At 71.6% G+C, this 15,063-nt stretch carries 17 protein-coding genes; 13 read left to right on the forward strand and 4 right to left on the reverse strand.

Translation table 11 applies throughout. The features are described 5' to 3' along the window. The first annotated feature begins 62 nt into the window (after positions 1-62). Positions 63-1,154: a cytochrome P450 family protein gene (locus ACQPZF_RS12955; protein ID WP_433271619.1), complete on the forward strand. Its 1,092-nt coding sequence runs from the start codon at positions 63-65 to the stop codon at positions 1,152-1,154. A 222-nt stretch (positions 1,155-1,376) separates the two neighbouring features. On the opposite strand, the gene ACQPZF_RS12960 is transcribed toward ACQPZF_RS12955, so the two are convergent. Further along, positions 1,377-2,477: a hypothetical protein gene (locus ACQPZF_RS12960; protein ID WP_433271620.1), complete on the reverse strand. Its 1,101-nt coding sequence runs from the start codon at positions 2,475-2,477 to the stop codon at positions 1,377-1,379. Between the two features lie 400 nt (positions 2,478-2,877). On the opposite strand from ACQPZF_RS12960, the gene ACQPZF_RS12965 reads away from it, so the two are divergent. From ACQPZF_RS12965 to ACQPZF_RS13005, 9 genes are all read left to right on the forward strand, one after another. After that, positions 2,878-3,672: a hypothetical protein gene (locus ACQPZF_RS12965; protein ID WP_433271621.1), complete on the forward strand. Its 795-nt coding sequence runs from the start codon at positions 2,878-2,880 to the stop codon at positions 3,670-3,672. Further along, positions 3,659-4,150: a phage holin family protein gene (locus tag ACQPZF_RS12970; protein WP_433271622.1), complete on the forward strand. Its 492-nt coding sequence runs from the start codon at positions 3,659-3,661 to the stop codon at positions 4,148-4,150. The genes ACQPZF_RS12965 and ACQPZF_RS12970 overlap by 14 nt, the downstream gene beginning before the upstream one ends. Then, positions 4,126-4,770: a DUF3618 domain-containing protein gene (locus tag ACQPZF_RS12975; protein ID WP_433271623.1), complete on the forward strand. Its 645-nt coding sequence runs from the start codon at positions 4,126-4,128 to the stop codon at positions 4,768-4,770. Before ACQPZF_RS12970 ends, ACQPZF_RS12975 begins: the two co-directional genes overlap by 25 nt. A gap of 299 nt (positions 4,771-5,069) precedes the next feature. Beyond that, positions 5,070-5,981, forward strand: coding sequence for a hypothetical protein (locus ACQPZF_RS12980; RefSeq protein WP_433271624.1), 912 nt, complete (start codon positions 5,070-5,072; stop codon positions 5,979-5,981). 241 nt (positions 5,982-6,222) lie between these two features. After that, on the forward strand, positions 6,223-6,651 hold the full coding sequence (locus ACQPZF_RS12985; protein WP_433271625.1) for a YbaB/EbfC family nucleoid-associated protein: 429 nt from the start codon (positions 6,223-6,225) through the stop codon (positions 6,649-6,651). After that, positions 6,648-6,965: a type VII secretion target gene (locus ACQPZF_RS12990; protein ID WP_433271626.1), complete on the forward strand. Its 318-nt coding sequence runs from the start codon at positions 6,648-6,650 to the stop codon at positions 6,963-6,965. The genes ACQPZF_RS12985 and ACQPZF_RS12990 overlap by 4 nt, the downstream gene beginning before the upstream one ends. A gap of 15 nt (positions 6,966-6,980) precedes the next feature. Then, on the forward strand, positions 6,981-7,682 hold the full coding sequence (locus tag ACQPZF_RS12995; protein WP_433271627.1) for a WXG100 family type VII secretion target: 702 nt from the start codon (positions 6,981-6,983) through the stop codon (positions 7,680-7,682). Between the two features lie 7 nt (positions 7,683-7,689). After that, positions 7,690-8,181, forward strand: a complete 492-nt coding sequence (locus ACQPZF_RS13000) for a DUF6883 domain-containing protein (RefSeq protein WP_433271628.1) — start codon at positions 7,690-7,692, stop codon at positions 8,179-8,181. A 39-nt stretch (positions 8,182-8,220) separates the two neighbouring features. Then, positions 8,221-8,409: a DUF4926 domain-containing protein gene (locus ACQPZF_RS13005; RefSeq protein WP_433271629.1), complete on the forward strand. Its 189-nt coding sequence runs from the start codon at positions 8,221-8,223 to the stop codon at positions 8,407-8,409. Between the two features lie 252 nt (positions 8,410-8,661). On the opposite strand, the gene ACQPZF_RS13010 is transcribed toward ACQPZF_RS13005, so the two are convergent. Both ACQPZF_RS13010 and ACQPZF_RS13015 read right to left on the reverse strand, forming a co-directional pair. Then, positions 8,662-9,042 (reverse strand): hypothetical protein, encoded by a 381-nt coding sequence (locus ACQPZF_RS13010; protein WP_433271630.1) that lies wholly within the window; start codon positions 9,040-9,042, stop codon positions 8,662-8,664. A 131-nt stretch (positions 9,043-9,173) separates the two neighbouring features. Further along, positions 9,174-10,223: a polysaccharide deacetylase family protein gene (locus tag ACQPZF_RS13015; RefSeq protein WP_433271631.1), complete on the reverse strand. Its 1,050-nt coding sequence runs from the start codon at positions 10,221-10,223 to the stop codon at positions 9,174-9,176. A 391-nt stretch (positions 10,224-10,614) separates the two neighbouring features. On the opposite strand from ACQPZF_RS13015, the gene ACQPZF_RS13020 reads away from it, so the two are divergent. From ACQPZF_RS13020 to ACQPZF_RS13030, 3 genes are read left to right on the forward strand one after another with little or no spacing between them, the layout of a single operon-like run. Next, positions 10,615-11,928: a putative glycoside hydrolase gene (locus ACQPZF_RS13020; RefSeq protein WP_433271632.1), complete on the forward strand. Its 1,314-nt coding sequence runs from the start codon at positions 10,615-10,617 to the stop codon at positions 11,926-11,928. A gap of 56 nt (positions 11,929-11,984) precedes the next feature. After that, a complete protein-coding gene (locus tag ACQPZF_RS13025) occupies positions 11,985-13,166 on the forward strand; it encodes a hypothetical protein (RefSeq protein ID WP_433271633.1) in 1,182 nt (393 codons plus the stop codon). Next, a complete protein-coding gene (locus ACQPZF_RS13030) occupies positions 13,163-14,002 on the forward strand; it encodes a DUF3152 domain-containing protein (RefSeq protein WP_433271634.1) in 840 nt (279 codons plus the stop codon). The genes ACQPZF_RS13025 and ACQPZF_RS13030 overlap by 4 nt, the downstream gene beginning before the upstream one ends. 82 nt (positions 14,003-14,084) lie before the next feature. Here ACQPZF_RS13030 and ACQPZF_RS13035 read toward each other — a convergent pair whose 3' ends face one another. Then, positions 14,085-15,047 carry a sporulation protein gene (locus ACQPZF_RS13035; RefSeq protein WP_433271635.1) on the reverse strand — a complete coding sequence of 321 codons (963 nt, stop codon included), beginning with the start codon at positions 15,045-15,047 and terminating at the stop codon, positions 14,085-14,087. Between the last annotated feature and the right edge of the window lie 16 nt (positions 15,048-15,063).

Raw genomic sequence — 15,063 nt, forward strand, 5'->3', positions numbered from 1 at the left:
CGCCGAAGATGGGTGATCGCCTACTCAGGTTCCCCGGCGCGGCGCCCGCCAGGCTGGCGCCCATGCGGATCGACCAGGACTTCTACCAGGACCCGTACTCCTTCTACGCCGAGTGCCGGGCGCTCGGGCCGGTGCGCGTCGAGATGCCGGACGGGACGGAGCCGTGGCTGCTCACCCGCTACGACGACGTGCTGACCGCGTTCGACCACCCGAGCCTGAGCAGTGCGTTCATGCTCAGCGACATGCTCAACCACCTCGACTCGCCGGACCACACCAGGCTGCGCAAGCTGGTCGTGCGGGCGTTCGGCGCGCGGCGGGTCGACATGCTGCGGCCGAGGATCCAGCGGATCGCCGACGACCTGCTCGACCGGTGGGCGGACGAGCCGCTGGTGGACCTCATCGACACCTTCGCGTTCCCGCTGCCCATCCAGGTGATCGGCGAGCTGATGGGTGTTCCGCCCGGCGACCACCCGCTGCTGCGCGAGCTGACCGCGGCGATGGTGCGGCCGGCCGACATGGTGGACGGGTACACCCGGCTGGGGGAGTACCTGAGGGAGTTCGCGCGGACGAAGCCGTCCGGTGACGACCTGACCACCGAGCTGCTGGCGGCCCGCGACGACGGGCGCCTGACCCACGACGAGCTGATCGCGATGCTGATGCTGCTGATCGTCGCCGGTCACGAGACCACCGTGCAGCTCATCGGGAACGGGGTGCTGGCGCTGCTCCGGCAGCCCGACCGGCTCGCCGAGCTGAAGCACGACCCGGGGCTGCTGCCGGCGGCGGTGGACGAGCTGCTGCGCTTCGACGGGCCGATCAGTCCCGGGCTGCTGCGGCTGGCCGTGGCCGACGTCGTCATCGGCGGGGCCCGGATCGAGGCCGGCGACCTCGTGCTGGTGTCGGTCGCGGCGGCGAACCGCGATCCGTCCCGGTACGGGAACCCGGACGTGCTGGTGTTCGACCGGGGGCCGAACCTGGCGTTCGGCCACGGGATCCACCACTGCCTCGGGGCGCGGCTGGCGAGGTTGGAGGGGGAGGTCGCGCTCGGAACGCTGCTGCGCCGCTACCCGGACGTCGCGCTCGCCACCGAGGACGTGACGTGGAAGCAGGCGATCACCCGGGGGTTGACGGCCCTGCCGGTGCGGCCTCGGCCTTGAGAAAGAGGGTGTGGCCGGGACTCGGAGCAACTGGTCGGGACTCGGAGAACGCGGCCGGGGGGAGCGGCCGGGTGCCGGAGGTGTGTGGTGTGCGCGGCTCGGGGCGGGTGGCCGGGAGATAAGGCGGCCGGGTCGATTCGAGGGGTGTCGACCCGGCCTCATCGGAGCGGTGTGACGGGCGGTCGCCGGTCACCTTGTGGTGGGGTAACGCGTGGTTGTCCATCACCGTGTCGCCACCGCGCTCCACTCGTGTGCGAGCCGGCCCGCCAGCTCCATGTTGGCCGCCGCGGCGGTGACCGTCCGCCGGCCGAGTCCGCACGCGGCGGCCACGCCGGCGACCGGTCCGCCGAGGGCCTCCACGACGAGGTCGAGCGCGTGGCGGCTCTCCTCGGGGTGGGTCTCGTTCACCACCCCGGCGATGACCTCGACGCCTCGCCGCAGACGCCGCAAGGCGTCGTAGAACCCGGGATCGGTGGGCGGTGCGGCGCTGTCGTACGTCACCGGCAGGTGCACGGCCGGCACCGGGATACGGCGCTCCACCAGCACGTCGGTGAGGGCGTTGAGGAACAGCACGGCCGATTCGAGGTCGGACGGGATGAAGACCGGGCTGTGCTCCAGGTCGCCGTAGCACAGGTGCAGCACCCAGCGGGCCTGCGGCGCGGCGCCGAGCACGCCCGCCACCTGCTGGGCCAGTTGGCCGGTCAGCTCGGTCCAGGCGGCGCGCGGCGTCCGGTGGTAGGCGATCAGCAGGGCCGGGGACTCCAGTTGCAGGCGCACACGGTCGCCCCACCGCGCGACGAGGTGCGTCACCTCGCCCACGACGGCCGCCTGCGCCACGGGCAGCCACTCGCGCGCGGCTTCCGGCGACCCGAGCGCGAACATCGCCCGGTCGAGCGCGTTCGGGATGCCCACCTGCACGCGCGGCGATTCGGCCAGGCCGCTCGTGTCGAGCATGGGCAGGGCCGCGAACGCCGCCTCGGCGAGGTGCGGCCGATCCATCGCCAGGTCCGCCGGCTGGAGCCGGTGGCCGGGGCGGACCCGGTAGCACGGCATGTCGTCGTAGCCGCGGCTCGCGCCGCTCCGGACCTGTTCGAGCGCGGGCACCTCCGCGAGGTCGTGGGTGAGCCAGTCGATGACCCACCGCGGGTCGCGGTCGAAGGGCAGCGCGGTCAGCTCGGCTCCCGCGCGGTGGTCGAGGAACCAGCCCATCGCGGTGGTCGGGTCCTCGCAGAGCGGGCGGGGCACCGAGCCGACGAGGTGGACCGGTAGCGGCCGGTGCGCCGTCGGCGACGGCGGTCCGGGTCGTTCGGTCGTGTGCGGCATGTCAGGTCCTGCTTTCCCGGGAAGTGGTCGGAACGGAGCGGCGGGCAGCGTCGAATGGCGTCCCCGCGATGATCGGAGCGGGCCTCACTCTGCCGATCAGCGAGCACGTCTGTCCACTTAGGAATTGATAACAGCACTATGATTAAGATCGTCCACGCGTTCGTGTGACCGGTTGAGCGCTCCGTCGTCCCGTTACCCGAAGGTGGTTCCGAATAACGGTGTCGGTTGCGTGGTGCGACCGATGAACGGGTTTGTCCTCCGGCGCCGGCGGCGATACCCAGTGGCCGACTGCCAAAACCCCTTTGTGCGTCAACAGATTTATCGCCGAAATCGGTTGAGGGGCCCTGCGCACGGGGTAGGTCTCGCGAACAGGAACCCGCCGACTGTTGAGGAGTCAGTCGTGACCGAGAACCAGACGGGCGCGGTCCACGGGACCGCTGGACAGGAAGGCGTGGCCCGGCACGCGCAGCAGGCGGCCGGCGCGGTGGCCAGCACCGGGCAGGAGCAGGTCAAGCAGGTGGCCCAGCAGGCCGCCGGCCAGGCGAAGAGCGCCGTGCACGACATGCGGGGGCGGGTGGCCGAGCAGGCCGAGCAGCAGGCACAGCGCGTCTCGCAGCAGCTCTCGCGCATCGCGGACGAGCTGAGCGGCATGGCGGACCAGCAGTCGGACTCGATGACCGCGCCGGTGATCCGCCAGGTCGCGGACACCAGCCGGCAGGCCGCGGGGTTCCTCGACGAGCGAGGCGCCCGGGGGATGCTCGACTCGGTGCAGGAGTACGCCCGCCGCAAACCGGGGACGTTCCTGCTGGGCGCGGTGGTGGCCGGCTTCCTGGTGGGCCGGGTCGCCAAGGGCGCGTCCGGCGCGGCGCGGAGCCAGAGCGGCACGTCCGGCACGGAGCACCGCACGCCGATGGCGCACGCACCCGACGTGACGGCGCCGGCGCCGCGCACCGGCGAGCCGGCGCGGAGCCCGGTGGCGACCGGCGTGGGCGCCGGCCGCACGCCCTACCCCGGCCAGTCCGGTGTGGACAGCCCCGGTCGGCCCACGCCCGGCCCGGGAGGCATGGGTCACCCGGGTCAGTCCGGTGTGGACCCCCGCACGCGGCCGTCCGGTCCGGCGGGCATGGGCTATCCGGGCCAGACCGGTGTGGGCGGCGCCGACGAGACCGGAAGGGGGCCGGATGTCCACCGCTGAGAGCCGCAGGAGCGGACAGCCGGGCGTGCCGCCGGGTGTTCAGCCGGGCGTGCCGGCGGGCGCGACGGCGACGCCGCTGCCCCGCGCCTCCGCCGAGGACGACAACGTCACGATCGGGGAGCTGGTCGGCGAGCTGACGCAGGACCTGTCCCGCCTGATGCGGCAGGAGCTCGAACTGGCCAAGGCGGAACTCCGCCAGGAGGCCTCGAAGGCGGGCAAGGCGACCGGCATGCTCGCCGCCGCCGGGTTCGCGGGCTACATGACCGCGGTGCTGCTCAGCCTCGCGGCCGTGTTCGGCCTGGCGCACCTGATGGGCCTCGGCTGGGCGGCCCTCGTGGTCGCGGTGCTGTGGGGCATCGCCGGCGCGGTGCTGTTCACCACCGGCCGCACGCGGCTGCGCAAGGTCTCGCCGAAGCCGGAACGCACCATCGAGACCCTCAAGGAGGACGCGGAATGGCTCCGACACCCGACCAAATAAGGCACGACATCGACCGGACCCGGGCGGAGCTGGTCGCCGACGCCAACCGGCTGGTCGACCACACCAGCCCCCGGCGCATCGCGGAGCGCCGGGTGCGGGGCGTCCGACACCGCCTGACCAGGATGAGGGAGACCGTGATGGGCACCGCCTCCGACACGAGTTCGACCATGCAGGACCGCGCCCAGGAAGCCACGCACGCGGTGGCCGACCGCACCCAGGAGGCCGCGCAAGCGGTCGCCGGCCGGGCGCAGCAGGCCGCCGAGGCCGTGCAGTCCGCACCGCAGCAGGCGATGCGGCAGACCCAGGGCAACCCGCTCGCGGCGGGCGTCATCGCGTTCGGCGCGGGCCTGCTGGCCGCGACGCTGATCCCGCGCACGCGCACCGAGGAACAGGCCGTGCGGCAGCTCGGCGAGAGCACCAGTGGACTGGCGCAGCCGATGAAGGAGGCCGCCACCGAGTCGTTGCAGACGCTCAAGGAAGAGGCCTCCGACGTGATGTCGAGCACCGCCGGCGAGATGAAGGAAACCGCCTCGCAGGCCGCGCAGACGACCGCCCAGCAGGCCAAGGAGCACGCGCAGGGCGTGGCAGGACACGCCCGTGAATCGGGCCGGATGTCCTGATCCCGCGCCCGGGATCAGTCTCGGCCCCGACCTCGTCGCACGCCCTGTCCCGCCCTGCACGAGCGACCACCCCACCGCCCACGACGGCGGTCGACCGGCTGAACCGGCGCCACGCGGCGCCGGTTCAGCCGTTTCCGCGCGCCTCGGCGGCCGGTGTTATGGCGTAGTGGGAGTAGGTGCGGGCGACGGGCGTCGATACGGTCCGGACTGACGACAAGAAAGAGCAGTGCCCGGCCCTGCCATGTCCCGAGCCGCTCCGAAAAGAGGTCCCTGTGAGTCGAACACGCACCCTGCGCGTGGTGGCGGTCCTTCTCGTCCTGTCCCTGACACCGGGAACAGCAGCCGCTGCCGTGTCCACGGCCCCGGCAAGCGCCGCCGAGCCCTACTGCTACGAGGAACCCTCGCAACCCCAGGCGGACGTGAGCGACCTCAAGGCGCGCTTCACCTCCGCGAACTGGATGCAGACCCTCCAGGCCATGTACAAGCGGCGCTGGCCCAGCGGGGAGGCGCTGGCCATCGCCCAGGCCAAGGACCCGTACTGGAACCAGTTCGTGCGCAAGAACAGCTTCGAGGCGTTCGCCGAGTCGATGATGGTGGCGATCCACGAGGAGACCCACATGTGGGACCTCGACCCGTCGCGGACCAGGTGGAACGTCCACACCGCGGCTTGGATCGACGCCTCCCGGCAGGCCACGGCGGTGCCGCTGCACGACGGCTTCGCCCGCAAGGAGATCCTGCCGCTGATCACGGACAAGCTCAGCGACTCCATGGACGGCATCTACCTGCGCGACCGGACGCAGGGCGACTACCACCTCCAGGGCGTGCTGGCGGAGCTGAACGCCGGTCTGACCGGGCTGCCCGCCGTGACCGTGGTGCAGGAGTACATCAAGGGCGTCGGGGCCAGCAACGCCCGGGACATCGCCGCCACCAACCTGCGCTACCTGCTGCTCTACCTGCGGGTCGCCAAGGACCGGCACGCCACCTACTGGGCCAGGATCAAGAACGAGCCGAAGCTGCGCGAGCTGGTCCTGACCCAGTTCCTGCGCACGGCCTACTGGCTGGAGAAGTCCGCGCCGTACACCGGCAAACTGGGCAGCGTGAACGCCGACAAGATCACCGCGACGAACTACTCGCCGCAGAACATCGCGATCCTGGAGGAATTCACCGGCCGAAAGGTACGCGTCGACACCCAGAAACACTGCACCACCTGAATCACCGCACCGCCCGACAACAGCTCGTCCCGGCCCGGGAGGCGGACCTCTCCGCCTCCCGGGCCGGCCTGTGCGCGGTGGGCGAGTACATTGTGGATATACCGGTTCGCGGTCCGGTATCGGTGCGGAACAAGCCCGGAAAGCCGTGATCCGCTGTTTCGCCTTCCCGTGGCATCTTCCCGTGCTAGGCTCCCCACCTGCGAAGATGGGTGTCGGACGCAGCCCTGGGGGTAGGGGAAGCATGGACAGTCGTGTCTTTGACCCGGATGACGCTCGGCGGCGCCTGGAGGCGTGGCAGGGGCGGATCGACAAGTTGGCCGCCAACACTCAGGCGATGAGCGAGCGCTTTCAGGAACTGCGCGTGACGGCCGCCGATTCCGGCGGACTGGCCGAGGTCACCGTCGACTCCTCGGGCTCGGTGGTGGATTTGCGGCTCGGGCAGCAGATTCAGCGGATGGCGCCCGAGGCGGTCGCCAGAACGATCTTGAGCGTCATTCGGGACGCCAAGGCGAAGCTGGCCGAACGCTCGCAGGAGATAGTCGAGGAGACCGTCGGCAGCGAGTCCGGCGTGGGGCGCGCCGTCGCCGAGCAGGTGGGGCGGCAGTTGCGCCCGCCGGCCCGGGACGACCAGGTGGACGAGGACGAGCCGACCTGGCGGGGGCTCCGATGACCGACGGCTACGCGGTCGACGTCGAGCAGATCCGCGGCCACGCCGCGAACATCGAGGCGTTGAAGGCGCGGTTCGAGGCCGTCAAGGCGGCCAGCTCGCACATCTCCGGGGACGACCAGGCGTACGGGCTGCTGTGCGGGTGGATCTCCGGCGTGCTGGAGGGCAGGCACGTCCAGCAGGACGAGGTCGTCGCCTACGTCGAGGAGAACCTCGCGCTCGCCGCCGAGTCGCTGCGCCAGACCGCCGCCGAGTACGAGGCCGTCGAAGCGGAGCAGGCCACTTCGTTCAGCCGCATCGAGGGCGGACCGCGTTAGCAGGGGGGAAGCGCCGTGAACGACAACTCGCTGGTGGCCGACGTCAAGTCGACGCAGGAGGTGTGGACGGGGTCGAGTCTCGCCGACAGCTTCGAGGGCCTGGTCGACGCGATCAGGTCCGAGGGCTGGGTGGACGACCTGATCGCCGGGGCGGGCTTCGGCGTCGAGGTGGCCGCGACCGTGATGGACCCGATCAGCGCGCTGCTGGCCAACGGCCTGGGCTGGGCCATGGAGTACTTCGAGCCGCTGCGGGAGATGCTGGACGAACTCACCGGGAAACCGGATGTCGTCGCCTCGCACGCCGCCACCTGGAACAACGTGTCCGCCGAGCTGAACAGCATCGCCGCGGACCTCCAGCTCTACCTGGACGGCGACGTCCCGGACTGGCAGGGGCAGGCCGCCGACGCCTACCAGAGCATGATGGCCTACAACGCCGACGCCATCGGCGGGCTCAGCGCGACGGCCGCGGCGATGGCGGTGGCCACGGAGGGCGCCGGCGAGCTGGTGTCCTTCACCCGCGACCTCGTCCGCGACCTCATCGCGGACCTCGTGGCCCGGGTGATCGTGTGGGCCGTCGAGGCGATCTTCGTCGTCACCATCCCGGTGATCGCCTCCCAGATCGCCGCGGCGGTCGTCAAGTGGGCGGGCCGCATCCTCACGTACACGATGGCCCTGGTCACGAGCCTGACCAACCTCACCAAGCTCCTCAACGGATAGGGCGGGCATGGCCACCAAGAAGCCCGGCAGCGGCAAGACACCCGGCGGCGGCGATGTCCCCTCGAACGTGAAGGGCGCGCTCGACAAGGCGAAGGAGACCGCCACCAAGGGCCGTTCGGAGGAGGCAGGCGGGTCCGAGAGCCCGACCACGCCGACCCCGACACCGGCCAAACCGGATTTCGAGAACCCGAAGTTCGACGACCGGAAGCTCACGGACTACGCGCTCAACCCCGAGCACCCCGTCGGCAAGCACAAGGCCAAGGTCATCGAGTCCGCCACCGGCCTGGGCCGCGACGACGCCGCGGCGGTCAAGCAGCAGATCCTGGACCAGGTCAAGGGCGGTGAGACCATCACCGGCAAGGTGGACGAGCACGGCAGCCGGTTCAACAAGGACGTCACGCTGACCGGACCCGAGGGGACCATCACCGTGCGCACCGCCTGGATCGTGGACGCGACGACCGGGGAGACGCGGCTGGTCACCGTGAGCTTCCCGAACTAGACCATTCGGTCTAGAACTCCGAACTACCCAAGGAAAACCATGGAGCTCTTCGAAGTGGTCGAACTCGCCGTGGACCTGCCGGAGGACGGCCTGTCGGCGGGCGCGATCGGCACGATCGTGGACGAGTACCCGGACTCGGGGAAGTACGAGGTCGAGTTCGCCGACGACAACGGGCGGACCATCGCCCTCACGGCGCTGCGGTCCGACCAGATCCGCCCGCGGCGCTGAGCGGGGCCCGGCGATCGGACCGGGCGGCGGCCTCCACAAGCCGGTGCGGCGCCCCGCTGGGGGCGCCGCACCGGGGCCTGTCCATGACATCCGGGTCGGAACTGAAGAGGTCGTGATCGTCGCGGTGGGCGAGGAGTGCTCGGGCGACCATGGTTCGCGACGACACGTTCTTCGGCATCGCGGCGGCCTGTTGCCGGGAGATGCCGCCGAGCGGCCGAGTCGACCGGCTGCCGGGGAAGCAGCCGCGACCGGTCAGGCGCAGCGTCGGTAAGCCGCGCTGGCGAGGTCGGCCGCGTGCCGCATCGCCTGGGCGTGCAGGGCGGTCAGCGACAGCACGTCGGCCTGCTCCTCCAGGTCGCCGTCGACCTCTTCCAGGCGTTCCTCGGCGGTGGTGTAGACGACGCACTCCGCGGCGACGCTCAGCCGGCGCGCGAGGAACGCCACCGCGGTCATCAGGTGCTCCGCCTCGGCCGCGGTGATCGGCACCACCCGCTGCGGCGCCTGGTCGGCCAACTCGTCTTCGGCGGTGCCGAGGTCCGGTGGTTCGGCGCACCAGGCCAGCCTGCTGTCCCAGAGGCCGGCCGCTTCGTGCAGTGATTCGATGAACGGCTCCCAATCGATGTTCCGGTCCATGGTCTGCCACTTCCTCTCTGGCTACCAACCCGGAGTGCCCGCCGGTCACCCGGTTCATGCAGGCCTTTCCCATTCCGGGTGGAAACCTCCGGCGGCCGTTTGAGGACCGCCGGGAAGTGGGTACCGCCAGGTCAGTACGCGACCGCGCGCGCGGCGAACCGCGGTGCGGGCGCGACGCCGCCTGCCGCCGGGTAGGAGATCCGGTCGGCCACGCCGTCGGAGGTGTAGCGGTGCTGCGGGGCCGCGGCCAACTGGTCGAGCCAGACCGCCGAGCCGTACCGGGCTTCGTCGCCGCTCGCGTCCTGGGACCGGATGCGCGGGGTGCTGAGCGGGTCGAAGTCGGCGGCGAACGGCGACGGGGCCGGGTTCGACCCGACCAGCAGGACGCACGCGTAGTCGTACGACATGCCGTCGGCGGCGCCGCGCATCGCCAGCGCGCTGGTGCCGGGCACCGCGCCGAACGGCAGCGCGAGGCTGGTCACCGTGTAGTTCGGCACGGCCTGGTGGATCTCGCGCTGGCCGCGCGCGATCGCCTGCTGCACCTCCAGGTCCGACACCGAGGCGAGGTTGGTGTGGTACTGGGTGTGGTTGCCGATCTCGAAGCCGTGGTCGCGCAGCCACGGCAGGACACCGCTGCCGTCCGACGTCCCGAACGGCGCGGCGTTGACGTACAGGCTCGCCACCGGTCGGAAGCCGGGATGCCGGTCGGCCACCTCGCGCAGGATGGCGATCGCGGTGCCGGGCACCGGCTGCCCTGCGCCGTCCAGCGCGAACTGGGTGGGGTCGCCGTCGTCGAAGGTGAGCACGACCGGGTGAGCGCCGGCGGGGATGTCGATGCGGCCACTCGCGTACTCGGTGGCCGTCACCGGCACGTAGTTCTCGGCGGCCAGCCGTTCCAGCTCGGCGCGGAACGCCGCCGGGGTCCGGTCGTAGACCGACGTCGGCTGGTCGACCAGGCGGTGGTACATCAGGACCGGGACCTGCCCCAGCTCGTTGGCGCGCACGGCGGCCGGGTCCGGTGGCGGGGAGGACTGCTCGGACGGCGCGGACACCGCCGATCCCGCCGCCGGGTTGGCCGCCGGCGGCGGTTGCTCGGGCACGTCCGCGCAGGCGCAAGTGGCCGCGACGAGCACGGTGGCGGCGGCCAGGCGCAGTTTTGATGGCACCAAAGTGTTGTTCACGGTCGGCAAGGTACGCCGATGCGGCGGGGATGCCGCTCAATGTGACACATTAGGACGAATTCTGGTTTACCCACCGCCAACGGCGGTATATGCGCAATGGATAGTGGTGCGCAGATCGGAGTCCACGATGACGGATGCATCGCGAAAGATGAAACGGGTTCTGATACCAGTGGCCGCCGTCGTGGCCTTGCTGCTGGTGGCCGGGGTGGCCGCGACAGTCGTGCACAGTCAGTCGGTCGGCCTTGCCGTAGGTCAGCTTTCTGACGGAACGAGTGTCACCCGATCGGGAATGCAGCGCGTTTCTATCACCACAGCGGATCCAAGTGTTCTCGATCGGGTGACAGTCCAGGTGGATGGACAAATGATCGAAACACAGCGTGATGGAAACGGGATGACATTGAACGGGCTGGACCTGGGCGAGGGCTCGCACACCCTGTCCGTCCGCGCCGCCAACCCGCTGCCGTGGATGCCCGACGTGCTGCTGGAACGCCAGTTCACGGTGGACAACACCCCGCCCACCGTGTCGGTCGACCTGGTGGAGGCCAAGTCGCCGCGCGGCCCGCTGACCGTGCGCGGCACCGCCGACGGCGCTTCGACGGTGCTCGTCGGCGACCAGCGGGTGGACGTCCGGGACGGCCGGTTCGAGGCGCTGCTGTCGTCGGTGCCCGCCCGGCTCCGCCTGGAGGCCAGCGACGAGGCAGGCAACACCGGGCACCACGACGTCGCCGTGAAGGTGCCGCACCCCGGTATGCGCGCCGTGCACATGAGCGCCGCCGCGTGGGCGACCGCCGAGCTGCGGGAGCCGGTGCTGGCGCTGGCCCGCGAGGGCCGGATCGACACCGTGCAGTTGGACATCAAGGACGAGAGCGGCGAGATCGGCTACGACTCGCAGGTGCCGCTGGCCAAGGAGGTCGGCGCGAGCCGCAACCACTACGACGCGCGGGCCACGGTCGACCAGTTGCACGGGATGAACCTGCGGGTGGTCGGCCGGCTGGTGGCGTTCCGCGACCCGGTGCTGGCCAAGGCGTCCTGGCAGGCAGGCGCGCAGGACCGGGTGGCCCGCAACCAGGGCGGCGCGCCGTGGACGGGCCACTACGGCGAGTACGCGTTCACCAACTTCGCCAACCCCGAGGTCCGCGACTACAACATCGCGATCGCGCGGGAGGCGGTCACGCTGGGCTTCGACGACATCCTGTACGACTACGTGCGGCGGCCGGACGGCCCGATCGGACAGATGCTGTTCGCCGGCCTGGCCGGCACGCCCGAGCAGTCCATCGTGGACTTCATGCGCGACACGCGGGAGGTCATCCGCCCGCTCGGCGCGTACCTGGGCGCGTCCGTGTTCGGCATCGCCGCCCACAGCGGCACGGACATCGCGCAGGACATCCCGGCCATGTCGGCGTACGTCGACTACCTCTCGCCGATGGTCTACCCGTCCCACTGGGGTCCTGGGGAGTACGGGGTGGACCACCCGGAGGGCAAGCCCTACGACATCGTGCGAGCGTCCGTCGCGGACTTCGTGGCGTTGACCAAGGACACCGGCGCGACGGTCATCCCGTGGCTCCAGGCGTTCTCCATGGCCCACTCCTACGGCCCGGCCGAGGTGCAGGCGCAGGTGAAGGCGTCGGCCGACGCGGGCGCCCAGTCGTTCCTGCTGTGGAACGCGGCCTGCCGCTACGAGTCCGCCGGGCTGGCGCCCGGATGACCGCACGGCGCTGACCGGAGACCGGGCCGTCGCGAGTGGCAGCAGGAGGCAACGACATGACTATCGGAGATTCCGGGCCGGGGACACCGCCGTCCTTCGGCTGGCAGTGGGGTGGTTACAACCGGGAGGAAGTCGACGCGGCGATCCGGCGGCTCACCGAGCAGTTGGAGCTGCTGCGGACGGACCGGGACGCGGCGGTGGAGACCGCGGAGGACGTGACCCGGCAGCTCGACGCCGCCCGCACCGAGCTGAGCGAGTACCGGATGCTGCACGCGGGCTACTCGAAGGAGAACACCGTCTCGGGTGCGATCCGGTACCTGATGCACGTGGCGCGGCAGAAGGCGGCGAAGGAGGAACGGGCCGCGCGGGAACGCAGCGAGACCCTCCTGCGGCAGGCCGACCAGTACGCCGAGCGGCAGGCGGTGCTGCTGGACGAGACCGAGCAGGAGACCCAGCGCCGGCTGGCCGAGGCCGACCGGCGGGCGCAGGAGATCGTCGAGGGCGCGGTGGGCGAAGCGCACGCGATCCTCGCCGAACTGGTCGAACGCCGGAAAGTGCTCGACCGGTGGGCCGCGGAGATGGGCCTCCCGACACCGCGCGACTCGTCCGGCCCGATAACCACCCAGGCCGACGGCCCGCTCCCCGACGGCCCGCTCCCCGACAGAGCACTGCCTGACCGCGCACGTCTCGATCGCGCGTTGCCTGACCGCGCGTTGCCTGACCGCGCACTTCCCGACAGCGCACTCCCTGCCGGTCCGCCCCTCGCACCCCCGGCCGCCGGCCCGCCCACCGCACCCTTCGTCACCCCGCTCGTCGGGCCTGCCGTGCCCGCGCTGCCCCCGGCGCCTGCCGCGCCTCTCGCGGCCCCGACACCTACCGCGCCCCTCGCACCTGCGGCAACCGCTGATGCCAGCCTGCCCGATGATTCCGCCGCGCCGGCCGCACCCGCCGTGTCCAGTGACCCCACCGCGCCCGCCACCGAGCAGCTCGGCGCACCCGTGACCGAGCAGCTCGCCGCGCCCGCCACCGAGCAGCTCGGCGCACCCGTGACCGAGCAGCTCGCCGCGCCAGCCACCGAGCAGCTCGGCGCACCCGTGACCGAGCAGCTCGCCGCGCCAGCCACCGAGCAGCTCGCCGCACCCGTAACCGAGCAGCTCGGCGCGGACGGCCGACCCGTCGCGCCGATCCTGCTCGAAGACGGCGGCGCACCCGCCCAGTCCACGGCGGACCGCTCATGACCGATCCGGCCCGGCGGCGTCCGCCGTCCGGTTGGGCGGGCGCACTCCACTACCTGGTCGGCCTCTGCCTGGCGGCGGCGACGGTGCTGGCGCTCGACGCCCGCATGCCGTCGTGGCACGTCGTGGTCCACGGCCGGACACCCGTCGGCGTGGCGCCGCCGGAGCCGCCGTCCGCCGTGCAGCGGTTCAGCGCGGAACTGCCTCCGGGCCCGCCGTTCCCGGAACGCGGTGGCGGCACGTGGCGGACCGTGCCGGGCAAGTCCGCCACCACCGCGACCGGAACGGTGCGAACCGGCACCCCGCAGCCCTTCTCGGTCTCGGTGGAAGTCGAGGAGGGCATCACCCTCCCGCAGGGGGACAACACCTTCGCCGCGCGGGTGGACCACGCCCTGGTCCACCCGCGCGGGTGGACGAGCGGCGGCCGGTACGCGTTCCGGCGGGTCGACGGCGAGTACCCCGACCTGAGGATCAGGCTGGCCACCCAGGAGACCGCCCGCGCGCTGTGCGGCTTCGAACTGCCGTATGACACGTCGTGCCGGGTGGGTGCGGCCGTGTACCTCAGCGCGGCCCGGTGGATCCGCGGCGCGTACGCCTACGGCGACGACCTCAGGGGGTACCAGGCGTACACCATCAACCACGAGGTCGGCCACTTCCTCGGCTTCGGCCACGAGCCTTGCCCACAGGACGGCGCTCCCGCGCCGGTGATGATGCAGCAGACGTTGAGCACCGCCAACGACGAGCTGGCGACCATCATCGCCGGCAGCGACCAGGGGGTCGAGGTCGCGCCCGACGGCAAGTCGTGCGTCCCGAACCCCTGGCCCTTCCCACGTCGGTGACGCGAGGTCTACCGGAGAACGGCGTGCCCACAACCAGTCCGCAGTCGGCTCGCGGCCGAGCCGGCGCGGAGGGCGGCGCGGGTCACTCCTCCATGCCGCCGCCGTCATCCTCGAACGCGTCGCCCAGCACCTCGCCGAGCACCATGCCGCCGACCACACCGGCCGCCGCGCCCGCGACCATGCCGCCCATACCCGGACCGCGGCGGCGGCCGTGCTCGTCGTGGTGCCCATAACCCGGCTGTCCGTACCCCGGCTGTCCATAACCGGACTGGCCGGCGCGGTCGGCGATCTGGGCGAGCCACTGGCTGATCGCGCCGGCCCAGTCCGTGGTCAGCGCGTCCTCGTGCGACGCGTGGAACCGGCCGAACGCGTCGCCGCCGCCGGAGAACATCCCGCCGCGCTTGTCCGCCTCCAGCACCACGACGAGTTCGTGCGGGCTGGTGACGAAGGTCAGCTCCACCTGGTTGATCCGCCCCGCGAACTGCGCCGGCGGGAAGAACTCGATCTCCTGGTAGAACCCCAGTTCCTGGTGCACGCCGTGAATCCGGCCGGCTTCGACGTCGGCGCTGCGGAACTGGAAGCCGAGCTGCCCGAACGCGTCCAGCACCCGGTCCTGCGACGGCAGCGGCCCGACCAGGAGCGGGTCCAGGTCGCCCTTGTCCGGCGCGCCCTTGATCACCAGCTCGGTGCGCACGCCCACGGTCATGCCGGGCAGCCGCTGACCGCCGACCGCCGTGATCGGGGTCTCCCATGGGATGGGGAGCTGGAAGGGCACGGCCAGCGGCCGGCCCGCCGGGACGTGCACGCCCTGCGCCACGACGACGCGCAGGAACTCCGAGACTCCGCCGTACTCGTGGTCGCCGCGTTCGACCTCCACCCTGGTCACCAGGGAGAGCACGATCTGGTCGATGTCGGCGTCGTTGCTGCCGCCCTGGATGCGGACCTGACCGGTGATCGTCTGGCCCGGCACGGTGTGCGGGGAGTCCAGGACGGTGTCGACCGACGGTCCGCCGATGCCGAAGGCGCTGAGCATCCGTTTGAACATCTCTGTTCCTCCTGGA

The organism is Actinosynnema sp. CS-041913 (genome assembly GCF_050942485.1).
GTDB lineage: Bacteria > Actinomycetota > Actinomycetes > Mycobacteriales > Pseudonocardiaceae > Actinosynnema.